The organism is Pseudomonas sp. PB101 (assembly GCF_009764265.1).
Classification (GTDB): domain Bacteria; phylum Pseudomonadota; class Gammaproteobacteria; order Pseudomonadales; family Pseudomonadaceae; genus Aquipseudomonas.
In genome coordinates this window covers 1-13,853 of the sequence record NZ_RWIR01000068.1, presented here as the reverse complement: position 1 = coordinate 13,853, position 13,853 = coordinate 1, and the positions used below count along the sequence as shown (strand labels likewise).

At 56.5% G+C, this 13,853-nt stretch carries 15 protein-coding genes; 8 read left to right on the top strand and 7 right to left on the bottom strand.

All coding sequences use genetic code 11. From position 1 onward, the window contains the following. Positions 1-65: 65 nt before the first annotated feature. The 4 genes from EI969_RS30640 to EI969_RS20885 are packed head-to-tail and all read left to right on the top strand — an operon-like array spanning position 66 to position 2,352. Positions 66-515 carry a hypothetical protein gene (locus EI969_RS30640; RefSeq protein WP_256678343.1) on the top strand — a complete coding sequence of 150 codons (450 nt, stop codon included), beginning with the start codon at positions 66-68 and terminating at the stop codon, positions 513-515. A 28-nt stretch (positions 516-543) separates the two neighbouring features. Then, positions 544-1,086: a CbrC family protein gene (locus EI969_RS20895; RefSeq protein WP_160389447.1), complete on the top strand. Its 543-nt coding sequence runs from the start codon at positions 544-546 to the stop codon at positions 1,084-1,086. Between the two features lie 46 nt (positions 1,087-1,132). Beyond that, complete coding sequence (locus EI969_RS20890) at positions 1,133-1,873, top strand: hypothetical protein (protein WP_160389446.1); 741 nt, start codon at positions 1,133-1,135, stop codon at positions 1,871-1,873. A 5-nt stretch (positions 1,874-1,878) separates the two neighbouring features. Continuing rightward, positions 1,879-2,352 (top strand): hypothetical protein, encoded by a 474-nt coding sequence (locus tag EI969_RS20885; protein ID WP_160389445.1) that lies wholly within the window; start codon positions 1,879-1,881, stop codon positions 2,350-2,352. A gap of 264 nt (positions 2,353-2,616) precedes the next feature. Here the strand turns inward: EI969_RS20885 and EI969_RS20880 are convergent, their stop codons facing one another. The 7 genes from EI969_RS20880 to EI969_RS20855 all read right to left on the bottom strand — a co-directional run bounded on the left by EI969_RS20880 (position 2,617) and on the right by EI969_RS20855 (position 8,119). Continuing rightward, positions 2,617-2,895 (bottom strand): ATP phosphoribosyltransferase regulatory subunit, encoded by a 279-nt coding sequence (locus EI969_RS20880; protein WP_160389444.1) that lies wholly within the window; start codon positions 2,893-2,895, stop codon positions 2,617-2,619. 19 nt (positions 2,896-2,914) lie between these two features. Continuing rightward, positions 2,915-3,262, bottom strand: a complete 348-nt coding sequence (locus EI969_RS20875; RefSeq protein WP_160389443.1) for a hypothetical protein — start codon at positions 3,260-3,262, stop codon at positions 2,915-2,917. 39 nt (positions 3,263-3,301) lie between these two features. Then, entirely contained in the window at positions 3,302-4,210 is a 909-nt protein-coding gene (locus EI969_RS30820; RefSeq protein WP_305989810.1) for an immunity protein Tsi6 family protein, read from the bottom strand. Positions 4,211-4,275: 65 nt separating this feature from the next. Next, positions 4,276-4,539, bottom strand: a complete 264-nt coding sequence (locus tag EI969_RS20865; protein ID WP_160389442.1) for a hypothetical protein — start codon at positions 4,537-4,539, stop codon at positions 4,276-4,278. Positions 4,540-4,581: 42 nt separating this feature from the next. Next, positions 4,582-5,709 carry an ADP-ribosylarginine hydrolase Tri1 gene (gene tri1 / locus EI969_RS20860; protein WP_160389441.1) on the bottom strand — a complete coding sequence of 376 codons (1,128 nt, stop codon included), beginning with the start codon at positions 5,707-5,709 and terminating at the stop codon, positions 4,582-4,584. Between the two features lie 779 nt (positions 5,710-6,488). Next, positions 6,489-6,764 (bottom strand): hypothetical protein, encoded by a 276-nt coding sequence (locus EI969_RS31040; protein ID WP_371926006.1) that lies wholly within the window; start codon positions 6,762-6,764, stop codon positions 6,489-6,491. After that, the gene (locus tag EI969_RS20855; RefSeq protein ID WP_160389440.1) at positions 6,761-8,119 is read right to left on the bottom strand and encodes a DUF6861 domain-containing protein; all 1,359 of its coding nucleotides are present in this window, start codon (positions 8,117-8,119) and stop codon (positions 6,761-6,763) included. The genes EI969_RS31040 and EI969_RS20855 overlap by 4 nt, the downstream gene beginning before the upstream one ends. 718 nt (positions 8,120-8,837) lie before the next feature. Between EI969_RS20855 and tssI the strand changes: the two genes are divergently transcribed. The 4 genes from tssI to EI969_RS20835 all read left to right on the top strand — a co-directional run. Next, positions 8,838-10,691, top strand: coding sequence for a type VI secretion system tip protein TssI/VgrG (tssI, locus tag EI969_RS20850; RefSeq protein ID WP_160389439.1), 1,854 nt, complete (start codon positions 8,838-8,840; stop codon positions 10,689-10,691). A gap of 12 nt (positions 10,692-10,703) precedes the next feature. Further along, positions 10,704-11,285, top strand: coding sequence for a DcrB-related protein (locus EI969_RS20845; protein ID WP_160389438.1), 582 nt, complete (start codon positions 10,704-10,706; stop codon positions 11,283-11,285). A 36-nt stretch (positions 11,286-11,321) separates the two neighbouring features. Then, entirely contained in the window at positions 11,322-11,789 is a 468-nt protein-coding gene (locus EI969_RS20840) for a DcrB-related protein (RefSeq protein WP_160389437.1), read from the top strand. A gap of 5 nt (positions 11,790-11,794) precedes the next feature. Then, positions 11,795-13,853 (top strand): DUF6531 domain-containing protein (locus EI969_RS20835; protein ID WP_178120765.1); only part of this gene is annotated, 2,059 nt, incomplete at its 3' end.

Here is a 13,853-nt window from a genome sequence, read left to right as displayed (position 1 = left end):
CAGGGCCAGGGAAGTGGTCAACGATGTTGAGGGCACGGATGTGGAGGGTTTCATGAGGTTCTTTTTTGAATGAGCAACTCGGTCCAGATCAACGACCATTTTCAGCGAGATACTCAGGTAGCGTGCAAGAAGGCCATCGAGCAATTTCGCCAAGCGCACCCCACCGCCGATCTCTGTGGGTTTGCGCTGTACTCGGACGCCGATGCGCGGACGCTGGTGCCGTCGTTCAACACGGAACCTTCGGTGGCGAACACTTCAACGCCCTGTCGAGCCTGTTGTGGGACTTGGCTGATTCGATTCCCGATGAAGATTTTGCACGTCACCGTGCACTCGTCTTCGAACACCGTGTTGCAGCCTTGAAGCCGCTAACGACGTGCGCGTTTGAGAACGCCATTTATGTATTCGCAGTCTCTGACTCTCAAAGCGTGCCGGAAGAAATCGCCTGGATTACACAACTCAATACCCCCGAGCAAGCCCTCGAATTCAAGACATGGTTAGAGCCGGTCGAGCAATGAAAGGCATGCACTCAACAAGGATGCGTACATGACACTGCCCCACTTTATTTACCATCCCGATCCCGTCGGTAGCGGTTCGGTGCAACCCTCTTCCGCCACTTGCGTGAGCTGCAATCAGGCGCGAGGCTACATTTATGTGGGCCCGGTATACGCCATTGATGAATACGAAAACTGCATCTGCCCTTGGTGCATTGCCGACGGGAGTGCGCACCAGCGTCTGGGCGCGACGTTTGTCGATGACGAGAGTATCGGCCTGGACGGCGAAGAAACGCTGAGCGAGGCGCAGATCGCCGAAGTCAGCCAGCGCACACCTGGTTTTAATGGCTGGCAGCAAGAGTGCTGGATCACTCACTGCGACGACGCAGCCGAGTTTGTCGGTAAGGCCGGCCATGCAGAGTTGCTTGAACTGGGCCCCGCAGCCATCGCCGCCGTTCAGGACTCAACAGGATTGGAGGACGGTCCGCAGTGGCGAGCGTTCTTCAATGCCCTGGATAAGGATCAGGGGCCTACCGCCTACCTGTTCAAATGTCGCCACTGCGCCACGCTGGGCGCTTACCAAGACAGCCGTTGATACCCAAAGTGCTCAATCCGTGGCGACCCACAAGGAAGAATCTCTGATGACCGACGATCACACCCCCGACTTCACCAAAGTCCCCACCGGCATGCTGCCGTTCCCGCCTGTTGAAGACGTGTTTGTCGCCGATCAACTGGAACTGGCCAACCATCTGCACCCTTTGTTCAGCTTGGATATCAGCACCGTAAACCCCGAGTGGTCGGGGGTGCTGCACATGCTCAGCCCGTTGGAACCGTACGAGGGCCTTGTCGGCGAGCTGACCGAGTGGGACGGGTGCCATGGCTGCCTGCTGAAAACCAACTGGATCGGCTTCAAGGTCGAGCAAGGGCGCTACCGCTTGTGCGGCGATCCACGCTACTTCTTTCTGCACGAGGGGAACGCACAGCTGGCTGATCCTCACCCGGAGGCGAGAGCGGATCTGGAGCGGCACTACGCCGATCAGCACAGCGCTTTTGCCGCCACCGTTGAAAGGTTTAAAACCAGCGGCGTGCTGGCGCGTGAGGATGGCGAACCGTTGTATGCAGTGGAATTTGTCGCGCAACTGGGCGGCGAAGTCGATGGCTGCGCCAACTGGGTGGAGGCGGTCGAATTTCCAATGCACATCGTTGAACTGGACCCCGACCGCGGCGATTCGAATGTCTACCCCCTGAGCCCTGCGAATAACCGGTTTTTCCACGTGGCAAGCGTTCCGGGCTGGCATTACCGGACGGCCGGCGCAGACATGATCGTCATGTTCTACGAGCCGATTGAAGGCTTGGTGCTATTCACCTTCGATTACAGTTGAATCCCATGAACAAGACCGAACTGCAAACTCTTGTAGTCAGAGTCAAAAAGTATCTCTTGATTATCTTTTTGCTCTGCCTTGTAGGCGCTCTCATCTATGCGTACCTGCACAAACCGGCGTTTCCTTCCGAGGTAGTCCTGAAGCAGGACTTCATTCCGGGGCAGTCGATCTACATCGTTCAAGATGCCAGGGATCCAGATGAGCCCAAAAGCCTGAGGTTCTACGTCAACAATGGCGGCGGCAGGAATAATGAGACGATGAAGGTGCGCCTCGGCAAGACCCCGCCGTTCCTGGTCTCGGACACTGACTTGAAAGACGTGGTAATCCAGCGTGTCTCCAACGGCCTGCACATCAAACTCAAAGGCGCAGTCTCGAATTACCGGAGCAACCTTTACCTTGAAGACGGCGACACTTACACCACCTACCGTGTAAGCCTTGAGCAAGTCGAAACCCGACCGCCCTTGCCGAGCGGTCGGTAAGCTTGTTTCAGCAAGGCAATCACTGCACAGAAAACCGCAATCGCCAGCGCCGGCCACTGCATTGGCAAATCGATGATACTGGTTGCTGGCGGGGGCTGGTCGTATTGATGGCGTGCCTGCTGCCATTCTCGTTGCGCATGCTCAAGCGGGCGAACAAGACGGCGTTGCTGCGGACGCCCGAGCACTTGGTATCTGCGAACCTAAAGGCGCCATTGCCGATCCGGCACATCGCCGATTTTGGCCTGCAAGCGTGGGGTGCGAAGTTCAATGGCACCCTGCGCAGAGCTGATGGAGGTCTGATAGCAGCGTCTGAAGTTCGTTATTTTCGGCCAGCAAGGGCGTTGCGTCTTCATACAGAACAACGTCGTTGATCGAGCCCATGCCGCCGTACAGCGACATCAGTCGAGACAACGCGTACGCCGTATCCTGAGGCAGCGCAAGGCTGCACTCCTCAAGTCTGTCGGCCCATTGCGGGTGACCGAATCTCCTCAGTAGTTCTGCTGTTCGGGCGATGTTCGAGGAGATCTTGTGGATGTCTTTCATGGCGCCAGTCCTGAGCGAATCATTTATCAAAGTTCACAACGCTGACGGAACCATTGTGCCAATCGACCGAGTAACTGAGGCCATTCCAGTTACCAACGATCAACGCCCCGTTTTTGTCGCACTGAAGACTCATGTAGGGCTTGTCTGCTTGCGTGCCGTGGGGACTTTCCTGGATGAACCAAACCACCTTTCCATGCCTCGATAGTGCAAGGATGTTTTTGTTGAAAATGACATTTGAAGGGGACTCGATCAGGACCGCGAGCCTGTCGTCATGCTGCAAGGCGACTTTGACCGGGTGAGGCAGGTGAATGGATTGATCTGCTATCCAAAGGGTGCCGTTGTCAACGTGGTACCAGGTTTCGGTCATGACGTTACCTCTAGTGTTATCCCTGAAGTCGCAGCAATTTCATGTGCGAGGAAGACTTTCCGGTGGCAACCCGTTAGGCAGCTGAATCTTCAGGCCGCGTGCGATCTGAATGCCTATGTAGAAGGCATCCCCCAGTACGCCAGCAAGTTCAGGATCGTCGGCTTCAAACTCTTTGCTGGCCCAAGCGCCGATGGTCAATTGGTGCAACCGGGCTTTATCTTTTTCAATGCCCAGCAACACATTCTTGATGAATTGCAACTGGATTAACGAGCTTGAATAAATCTGGAACTCTGGACAGCCGTTGTATCTCAGGGCGGTGATGGTTATCGCATTGTCGATGTAGTCGAGGGCCGTTATCGGCGTTTTCAGACGGCGGTCCTTATCGGCTCCAGCGGTTTGATAGCTGCGCGACGCTACGTACTCATCAAACATCCGAATCTGCTCACCGGTCTGAGCAGAGTCTCGATCATAACCAACGTGTTTTCTATAGGTCAGGAATTGTTCTGATTCTGGTCCATGGGACAGCAGCGAAACAATCGCCGCACATTGCGTGAGCCAATAGATCTCGAACGAGGATTCAGTGCCTCGACAATAACCAAGATCTGTCGCTTTGCCGTACAAGTCACTCGCCAATTGGCTGGCGTAATCGCGGTTTATCGTGGTCTCTGAAGTCCGGTCGGCCGGGTCATTCGCTATGACAAAAACCCGATAACGCTGCAACAGGAGGGCATCCACAAGCGTCAGGTCCGGGCAGGCGGGGGGCATCAGCGGGACAAGCACTTCTGGTTCACGATTGATCGGTAGCCAGGACAGGTTCCTTTCCACTCGGGAAAGTGGCTTGTCCGCTTCGGTCTGGGGGGCTGCATCGACAACCTGCTCGGTGGATGCGGGTGGAAGAGCGGTCTTTTGCCCGAATAGGGTTTTCAAGCGATGCAGTAGTTTTGACATGGGATATCCGTCAAGGATTTTGATTTTGAGGGCCGCGATCCAAAGGGCCGGAGTGACGGTTTGCCTTAGATAGCCGTTCCTCTATTGGGCCCCGGTTGCACAATCAGCAGATTATCCAGCTCTCTGCGGCGACATCTCATGGCAAACGCCAGGGCTGTATCAAGATCCGTTTGGAAAAGATCGAAGCGTGCCCGGTCAATTTGGTAATACTCCTCGTAGTCGACCATGCCGTTGCTAACCGGAATCGACAGGTAAAGGCGACCTGTAGTCTCCTCGACGCCTAAGGCAAACATGTGTTCACGGCTTGTGAATACGTCACTGAATTTCATCGTGTCCTTGATCTGGTGGCTGGGGTATTTATCCGTGTCGTTTCAGCGATTCCCATAAATTACTTCGTCCATCTCGTCATGGAGTGGGGCGCTTTCGAATAACTTTTGCGCCAGGTCTTGAATGTGTTCTGACCAGGCGACCGTTCTGACCCATTCTTCAGGCATGCCCGTCACCCCGTACAGTGCCCCGGCTATCTGGCCGGCGGTAGCTGCCACGCTGTCGGCGTCATCCGCCAGGTTGGCCGCCAACAGGATTGCATCCTTGAAGTTGTCGGTGTTCCAGACCGCCCACAGAGCGGCTTCCAGCGTATCTATGACATAGCCGGAGGAGCGGATCTGATCGCGGGTTTTTTGTTTGTATTCGCCAGCGTTGATGATCAAGGGGCGGGGATACAAGGCGCGAACCATTGACGACAGGGTTTCTTCCTTGTTCGCGCCATTGAGGGCCAGGTGCAATTGAGCGCCGAGCAGTTCGCAGCAATTTACCGCCTCTACAGCTCTGTGAGTACAGCGGCTTTGTGCCGAGCTTTCCCGCCAGGTACCGGACAAGGAGTGGCGACGGAAGATGGCGGTGGGTGCCAGCCTGATGATTGTTCCGTTGCCGGCTGTGGATGGGTGAGCGTTGCCGTACCAGTCGACGCCTTGCGCCATCAGGCCTTCCAGTGCGGTACGAGTGGCGTTGCCAATGTCAAAGCACTTTCCGTTATGGCTGTTTTCGCCATTTTTATACCAGCGACAAAGCCTCTGCGTGTAGTCGCGGAAATCGAATTCCTTGTTTTCCACGTAGGTGTCTGCGAGAGCCAGTGCCATGCTCGTATCGTCAGTCCACTCTCCCGGTTTCAGTTTGAAAGGGCCACCGCCAACCATGTCACTGACATGTTGACGATCACGGGGCAGAAACTCGAGTGTTGTGCCCACGGCGTCGCCAATCGCGAGCCCCAGTAGGCAACCCTTTGCGCGGTCCAGCGCCTGCTCTTCAGTGAGGGTGCAAGGCCTTGAGGTCAGCCACTCAGGCTTCCTGACCGGAAATCTGGGTGCGTCCGGCTGCAACATAGGGTCCATGCGCTGAAGCAGCTGAGGAGAGGGCGGTGGGAGCAGGTGGTCGTAACGCTCGGTGTATTGGGTGAGCGTTTCGTCTGAACTTCTGAGATCAATAAGGTTTTTTAACATCTTGGCACCAGGCAATGATGTGTCACGATGTACCTGAGTTCAGATTCGTTCAAATGCGTCCCACAACATCTGTCGAATTGTATCCAGTCTTGCGTTGGCTGCGATTCGCTGCTCCGCGGTACCTCGATCAATGTAGACGTCGGAGAAACCTGATTTACTACCTGACATAGTTCTATACATTGAAGTCGCTTGTGCCCATTCATTACTGTCCGGCAAAGGGTCATCGGACATTAGGCGAATTATCGCGTTTATTCCTGAGTCAAAATTTTGGCAGCTCTCACTATGAAAGATCTCTTTGAGTGTAATAAGCAGTTCTATCAGGTGTGAGTTTGTCATGTGCTTTTGTACACTCAAATCACTCAGGTGAGTAATGTTGTATAGACCGAGAACTGTGGGCATCCAACACCTATCAGTTGTGAACATGATCGTTTTTCGATATGCTCAAGTGGCGTTATGCGGCAATGTCCGGGTGTTTTTTAATCAGGTCTTCCAACTCTGAGGGTGTCATATTTTTAGATTGTCATTTTGGGGTTGTCTAATAAGCCAATAACAGTCTGTTAACTGCTTGTCTGATATTTGCTTTGAAGCTTGGAGCTTCCCGTTGCGATGCATTCAAAGCTTCTCACCATCCCCGATTTCATCTGGCCCCGCAGATAGCAGTGAGCAGCAAAAAAACTATTTGCGATTATCTGTGAGTCAGTTGCTGCGCCACCTGCTCGATACGTTACCGTACTTGATGTCGCGATCGACATTGATTCGTGACAGAAATCATAAGAAATCTAACTGCCCATGCACCGATCATGTAGCTTTGAAAGAAGCAGATCCAACTCGTTGTTCTCTTGGATCATGGGTTGTCCATTGTTGTATAGAATAATGTCGTTAATAGAGCCAAGACCACCGTACAGTGTAATTATTTTGGATATTGTATACGCTGTATCCCCAGGCAGCTCTAATCTGTATTGGTCAATACGTTCTGCCCATTCGTTTTTTCCGCCAATGCGTAGTAACTCGGAAATTCGTTCTAGGATGGCTGTTATTTCGGTTATATTTTTCATTTTAGAGGGCTCGATCCCATTATTTGAACGCCTTCGATTGTCCAAGGTTTAACGACGACGATTTGCTCTGTGCCACCAACATAGAAGCCGGATTGGGAGCCAACCTCACCTATGTAAACTTCCGTGCCGGCCGGAATTTTAACTTCGAAAGCAGTATCGATTGGGGATTTTCCACCCCCTGGCCATTCTGGCAGAACTGCTTTGTCGATGCGAGTTTGTAGTATCCCAGACGGGGTCTCTTGCCCGAAAAACTGTCCGAGAGGTTGTCCTTCTATCCCTGCTCTTTTTAATACAGTATCGTTTTCCAGAATCACTGAAGTATATCGGCCTCCGGAGAAGGTTTCAGCAAGCCTTGGGTCTAGTGGCCCCGGCTCGACAGCTGAGTATGTACCTGTGATTTTCCCTAGCTTGTGGCGGGGTATTTCTTCTAGCTTTTGTACAGTCTGTGGTTTGTGAGCTGGAGTATCCGGTGAGAGATTCTCGACCTTGTTCAGAGGCGCCGGTTCCCTCACCCGCAACTCATCCCGAGCCAGCAACTTCTGCTCATTCCTTGCCAACCAACCCGCCAGCTCCCTGTTCGAAATCTCTGCCTGAAGCTTCGCGCTGCGGGTCGCGATGCTTTCCATGCTGTTCATCACACCCGCTTTCATCTGACCCCGTGTCAGGTAGGTGACGATGCCGGTGAGCAACAGCAGTACAAGTTGCTCCTGTCCGCGGGCCAGTTGTCGTGCCGCGCGTTCGACGCGCTCCTGTACCAGTGCAGCGGAGCCGCCGCTGGGGTCCAGGCCGGACGGTTTGACGCCTTCTTCGGCATGCCAGGCCGTGGCGATGCCTTCCTGCAAGGTCGAGAGGCAGGCGGGCAGGCCCTGGTAAAAGTATTCGGCGATGGCGGACAGGCCCAGGCCCATGAGAATCAGGTTGCCGACCTGCAGGCCGATACCGGCCCCGGCAGCAGCTCCCGGGGCAGCGCCGACGCCGAATGCGAAGGCCCCCGCTGCGCCGCCGGCCACGGTGCCGATCGCCACGCTGCCGCCGAGAATCATCGAGACTTCTTTGACCAGTTGCAGCAGCACCGGCAGGATCTGCTCGATTTCAATCGAGGCCCACTTGCGCTTGAGGTCCATCTGGATGATCGGGTAGGAGAGGGTCATCGCCTGATGCACCGCATCGATGCGATGACCGCCCATGTAGCCATAGGCCTGGCGCGCGCCATTGCTGACACGCCGGGTGAAGCCGTTCCAGTTGTCGTGAACGCTCTGCAGGCCGTCGTTGACGCCCTGGTTCAGCTCACTGAATTTCTGGTCGAGGTTGCGTTCGACATCGGCCCAGCTGGGCACGTTGGCTAAAAGATCCATTTACTCATCACTGTCCTTGGGGGAAAGGCGCTTCCTTGTTGCTGCGGTCGAGCTGTCGAATATCCGACTTAACATCAATGTCGAAGTGATGGCTATCTGCCGCACTTCAGACTGCGCGGCGGGATGGAAAATTCAACATGGATCCCATTTTTTGTTATTCGCATTACATTCGGCAATGATGGCAATAAGGCATTAGTTGCCAATCAGTGGCACCTGACTTCCCGTTCATCCTTGATATATCGGCGTTTCTGGCCAGCCAGCGGGACGATAATTATTTTTCAGGGAATGTCCTGAACTGAGTTCGAGGTGCGTGGAAGTACCCGCATTCACTGAGAGTGGGTTGACACAGTGCATGACATGGGTGTCTCCTTCCCGCGTTCAGAACCTGCGATACCTGCAAAAGTGTGACAAATTTCTCAAATATTTTTTGAGTGATGGCACTTTCATACTGTCTTGAGGTCGCAGTTCCTGACGTAATATTTCGTGTGAGCAGTTTCGCTGGATGTTTAAGAGAGCTCGATGGAAATGAAGAGTGTTCTGTAGGTTGTCTCTTACAAAACATGCAGATTGACTCATGCCGCAGTCCGAAAACATAGGGTGGCGAAGTGTTCGCCCAAATCAATGTTGCGGCAAACAGCGTTTAACCCTCTTATCTGATTCGTTATGCGCAGTGGTTGAGAGAGGGCGGTAGCTTTCCACTGTTTTCAAGGAGATACACATGTTGATGGACCTTGCCGCAATGCTTTCCCCGCAAAATCGGCGCCTGTTCAAGTTCAAGAACCTCGCCAACCCCGAACAGCAATTGTTGCTTGAGTCCTTCAGGGGAACGGAAGGTCTGTCCCGTGCGTACAACTTCGAATTGCTGCTGGTGTGCCAGGACTCCGGCGTCGAGCTGAAATCGATGATGGGCCAGCACGTGGTTCTGGAAATCGAGCTGGCGGATGCCTCGCCTCGTTACCTGGCAGGCTACCTCACGCGGTTTGCCAGCATCGGCAGCGACGGCGGCATGGCCCGCTATACGGCGACGCTGAACCCTTGGTTCTCGATGCTGAAGAACCGCTTCGACACGCGCATTTTCCAGGGCTGTACGGTGGAAGATGTCGTCACCCAGGTGTTTGCGTTGTGCCCGGCGTTTTCCCGGCACGAGTTTCGCCTGAGCAAGCCGCTCAAGCATTACACCTACATCACCCAGTACCGTGAAACGGACTTCAACTTTGTCCAGCGCCTGCTGGAAGAAGAGGGGATGTTCTACTACTTCGAGCACACTGCCGAAGGCCACACCATGATCATCTGCGACGACTCCAGCACGCTGCTGCCGTTGCCTGAACAACCGCAGATCCGCTACCACACGGCATCGGTCACCGAGACCGCCGACTCCATCACCCAATGGAGCGGCAATCGCCAGTTGCAATCCGGGAAAATCGCGGTCCAGACCTTCGATTATCGTCAGCCGTCCAATCGCTTGCCGGTCGCCATGAAGAGCCTGAACAAGCAGGGCGATGTCGACGAATTCGAAATCTACGACTTCCCCGGCCAGTACACTCACGGCACCTACGACGAAGGCGAAACACTGCTGCGGCTGCGGGTCGAAGCACTTGAACTCAAGGGCAAGAGTTTTCATGGCGCCAGTAACTGCCGTGCGATGAAACCCGGCTACACCTTCGAGCTGCTGCAGCATTACGATCACGATCAAGGCCCTGCCGAGGATCGTCAGTTCCTGCTGATGAGCGTCGAAAGCGAAGGCCACAACAACTACCTCAGCGGGCATCAGGCGAGCTACTACAACACCTTCGCCTGCGTGCGCAAAAAGATCGTCTTCCGACCTCAACTCACTACCCCGCGCCCGACCATCTCCGGCCCGCAAACCGCGATCATCGTCGGTCCGCCGGGGGAGGAAATCTTCACCGACGAACTCGGCCGGGTGAAGGTGCAGTTTCACTGGGACCGCAAGGGCGAGCACAACGACAAGAGCTCCTGCTGGGTCCGCGTCGCCCAGGCGGGTGCCAGCGGCGGCTTCGGCAGCATCCAGATTCCCCGAGTGGGCGATGAAGTCGTGGTGGTGTTCCTCGACGGCAACCCCGACCGCCCGCTGGTCATGGGCAGCCTCTACAACAGCCAGAACACCCCACCGTGGTCGCTGCCGGCGAACAAGACCCAGAGCGGGTTCCTGACCCGGTCGATGAAGGGTGACGGCGGTACGGCGAACTTCTTCCGCTTCGAAGACAAGTCCGGCGCCGAGCAGATCATCATGCATGCCGAGCGCAACATGGACACCGAGATCGAGGTCGACGAGACCCACAGTGTCGGCAGCAACCGCACGATCACGGTCGGTGGCACGCACACCGAAACCATCAAGAAAGACACGGTGATGAATGTCCAGGAAGGCTCGCTGACGATCCAGGTCGACAACCAGTTCATTCAGGTCAGTGCCAAACAGCACATCATTCTTCAGGTGGGAGACAGCAGCATCACCCTCACGCCGGACGGCATCGAGATCAAGGGCAAGGCGATCACCACGACGAGCACCGGGACGACCCAGATCACCGGTTCCGAGGTCAGGGTCAATGACTGAGGTAGTGGCGCCATGATCAGAACCAGCCTCTACGATCGGATTTCCGAAAAGCGTATCGCGCAGGAGGAAGCTGCTCGCGTCGAGCTACAGAACGCGCCGGTCATTGAGCCCGAGCCGGAGCCCGAACCCGAACCTGTGGTGGCGCTGCAAGACACGCCCAGCAGTTTCAACTTCGGTGGCTTCAATCTGGGATTCCCGACGGGGTTCAATTTCCGTGAGGTGCAGACCACCCTCGAGCACGAAGGCGAATCGGTCAGCCTCAGCATCAAGCGTCGTGATGTGCAACAGGGGCAGACCCTGGAGCAGCTTTTCGAAGCCTCGGTGCAGGCGTTTCGCCAGGACCATCCGGACGTGCGCATCATCCGCCAGCGCGATGTCCGCGTGGCCGGCAGTGCGGCGAAGTCGGTGGATCTGCATTTCAAGTCCGACCATGCCGATCGTCACGCGCGTCTGGTCGGTGCCTTGGTGCCTATTGCCGGGCGTGACGATGTGCAATGGCTGAGTATTGCTTGCGAGATTGATCCGGCCCGGCCCGCGCTCAGTCTCTGGCTGGTGGATTTTGACGGCATGCTTGATGGTCTTGCCGTGCGCTGAACGCCTTATTTTTTTGATTCCAGGAAGTTACCCGAAATGGATTATGAGTTGCAGGAAGGCAGCATCGCGTTGCCGCAAGGTTTTCAGGACCGCACGGTGAACATGTTTGTGTTGGGGGCGAGTATTCCGGCGCCGTTGAGCATCACTATTTCCCGGGACACATTACTGCCCGGCGAAGCGCTCAAGGCCTACGTCGAGCGTCAGATCAAGATGCTCGCGTCCAAGTTGCGCGGCTATACGCTGCTGGGCAAGAAGGCCGTTGCGCTGTCGACCACGGCGCCGATCGAGGGCGTGCAGATCGATGCGTATTACATGACCGATGGCCGACCTTTCTATCAGCGCCAGGCGGCGTTCCTGATCGAGCCTGGACGCGCAATCATTTTTTCCACCACAGCCCAGGCTGACTTCAGCCGCGAGCAGAATCAGAACTGGATTGACCTGCTGGCGAGCTTTCAGCCTCGCCAGCCCGGCGGCCCCCAGACCGACTCCAGCGCACAGGAGTAACGGCCATGTTCGAAGCCGCAAGGTTTGGCGATGAACTGTCGCACACCAGCGCCCTGGGCGGGTTTCTCATCGGCGCAGCGCTTGGCATAGCGCTGGTCGCCACGGTGGCGATCGCGACGTTTACCTGTGGATTCGGCGTGGCACTATTGGCGGGCTTGGCCGCAGGCGTCGGAGGTAGCCTGCTCACCGCGGCCGGGGAGAAGATAGGCAGCATGTTTTCTTCACCCGCGGGGACCCTCGTCACCGCGTCGCCCAACGTGTTCATCAACAGTCGCAAGGCTGCTCATGTCGCAAAAAGCACGGGGGCCTGCGACAAGCATCCCGGTCCGGTAAAGGTCGCCGAGGGCTCCACCAACGTCTTCATCAACGGCACGGCCGCCGCCCGCAAGGGCGACAAAATGACCTGCGGCGCAACTCTATCCAGCGGCTCGGACAACGTCTTCATCGGTGGCGGAACCTATCGTTACCTGCCGGTGGATGACGAGATTCCCGGTTGGCTGCGGACCACGGTCGACATCCTCATGGCAGTCGCCGGCGCAGCGGGCGGTATCGCCCAACTGATCAAGGCCGGGACCCAGGCCGGCATGAAAGCCGTCATGCCCTGCGCACTGAAGTTCACCGCCGGGTTCGTCGCCGGTGAGGTCGCCTCGCGTTACGTCGTGGGGCCGGCCATCGAGCGTGCGGTGGGAGGCTTGATCGGCAACCCGGTCGACGCCACCACGGGCCGCAAGGTCATTACCGACGAAACCGACTTCAGCCTGCCGGGCTTGATGCCAATCCACTGGTCGCGCTTCTATGGCAGTGACCTGAGCGTCGACAGCGTGCTCGGCAAGGGTTGGGTCTTGCCCTGGGAGCAAAGCCTGCGTCGCAGTGGCTCCTTCGTGTACCTCACCGACAATCAGGGGCGCAGCGTTCCGTTCGTGGACGTGCAGCCGGGGGAGCGCATCTACAACCCCCATGAACAGGTGCATCTGGTCTGCACCGAGGGCGGCCACTATCTGCTGCAAACCCTCGACAACACGTTTTTCTACTTCGGTGAAGTCGCGGACGACAACATCCCCGTACCGCTGCAACGCATCGAAAACGCCCTGGGCCACTTCCTGCATTTCACCCACACCGCCGAAGGCACGCTCACCGACATCAGCGCCACCGGTGGCGTGCGGGTGCACCTGCATTACGACAACCCGCTGGGCCGCCTGAGCGATGTCAGGCGCGTGGTCGACAACGAGGCCGTTGAAACCCTGGTGCAATACCGTTACGACGACAACGGCCAGCTTGCTGAAGTCATCAACCGCAACGGCGATTCAGTGCGCCGTTTCAGCTACATCGACGGCGTGATGGCCAGCCACAGCAACGCCCTGGGCCTGACCTGCAATTACCGCTGGGAGCACATCGACAGCCAGCAACGGGTAGTGGAGCATTGGACCAGCGATGGCGAGCGCTTCCAGTTCCGCTACGACAGCAAGGCGCGCACCACGCGGGTCACTGACGTGCTCGGGCGCGAAGCCGAGATTCACTACAACGCCGATCATCGCATCACAGCCAGCCGCGACTTCGGCGGCGAGCACTACGTCATCAACATCGATGACACCGGCAACATGACCGGCCTGACATTGCCCGAAGGCAACAGCATCACACTCAAGTACGACGAATACTCACGCCTGCTCGAAGAGACCGACCCGCTCGGGCGCACGATCAAATACCGTTATCACCACCTGACGCCGCTGATCACGCAGGTGGACTACCCCGACGGCAGCACCTGGCAAGCTCGTTACGACGACAAGGGCAACCTCATCGCCGAAGTCGACGCCCTGGGCAATACCACCGAATACCTCAACGGCGACGACGGCTTGCCGCACACCATCATCGATGCGACCCACAAGTCCAAATACCTGTGGTGGAACACCCTGGCCCAGGTCGAACGCTTCCAGGATTGCTCGGGTAAAAACACCACCTACCGCTTCGACGAGCGCCAGCACCTGGTCGCCGTCACCGACGCGCTGGGTCAGACCACCACGCTGGAACGCAAACCCGACGGCGAAGTGCTGCGCATCAACCACCCGG

Excerpts from the sequence above, each read along its gene's own strand:
- EI969_RS20890 (WP_160389446.1), top strand. The coding sequence starts at position 1,133 with ATGACCGACGATCACACCCCCGACTTCACCAAAGTCCCCACCGGCATG.
- tssI (WP_160389439.1), top strand. The coding sequence starts at position 8,838 with ATGTTGATGGACCTTGCCGCAATGCTTTCCCCGCAAAATCGGCGCCTG.
- EI969_RS31040 (WP_371926006.1), bottom strand. The coding sequence starts at position 6,764 with ATGAAAAATATAACCGAAATAACAGCCATCCTAGAACGAATTTCCGAG.
- EI969_RS20845 (WP_160389438.1), top strand. The coding sequence starts at position 10,704 with ATGATCAGAACCAGCCTCTACGATCGGATTTCCGAAAAGCGTATCGCG.
- EI969_RS30820 (WP_305989810.1), bottom strand. The coding sequence starts at position 4,210 with ATGTCAAAACTACTGCATCGCTTGAAAACCCTATTCGGGCAAAAGACC.
- EI969_RS20855 (WP_160389440.1), bottom strand. The coding sequence starts at position 8,119 with ATGGATCTTTTAGCCAACGTGCCCAGCTGGGCCGATGTCGAACGCAAC.
- EI969_RS20840 (WP_160389437.1), top strand. The coding sequence starts at position 11,322 with ATGGATTATGAGTTGCAGGAAGGCAGCATCGCGTTGCCGCAAGGTTTT.
- tri1 (WP_160389441.1), bottom strand. The coding sequence starts at position 5,709 with ATGTTAAAAAACCTTATTGATCTCAGAAGTTCAGACGAAACGCTCACC.
- EI969_RS20885 (WP_160389445.1), top strand. The coding sequence starts at position 1,879 with ATGAACAAGACCGAACTGCAAACTCTTGTAGTCAGAGTCAAAAAGTAT.
- EI969_RS20895 (WP_160389447.1), top strand. The coding sequence starts at position 544 with ATGACACTGCCCCACTTTATTTACCATCCCGATCCCGTCGGTAGCGGT.
- EI969_RS20880 (WP_160389444.1), bottom strand. The coding sequence starts at position 2,895 with ATGAAAGACATCCACAAGATCTCCTCGAACATCGCCCGAACAGCAGAA.
- EI969_RS20865 (WP_160389442.1), bottom strand. The coding sequence starts at position 4,539 with ATGAAATTCAGTGACGTATTCACAAGCCGTGAACACATGTTTGCCTTA.
- EI969_RS20875 (WP_160389443.1), bottom strand. The coding sequence starts at position 3,262 with ATGACCGAAACCTGGTACCACGTTGACAACGGCACCCTTTGGATAGCA.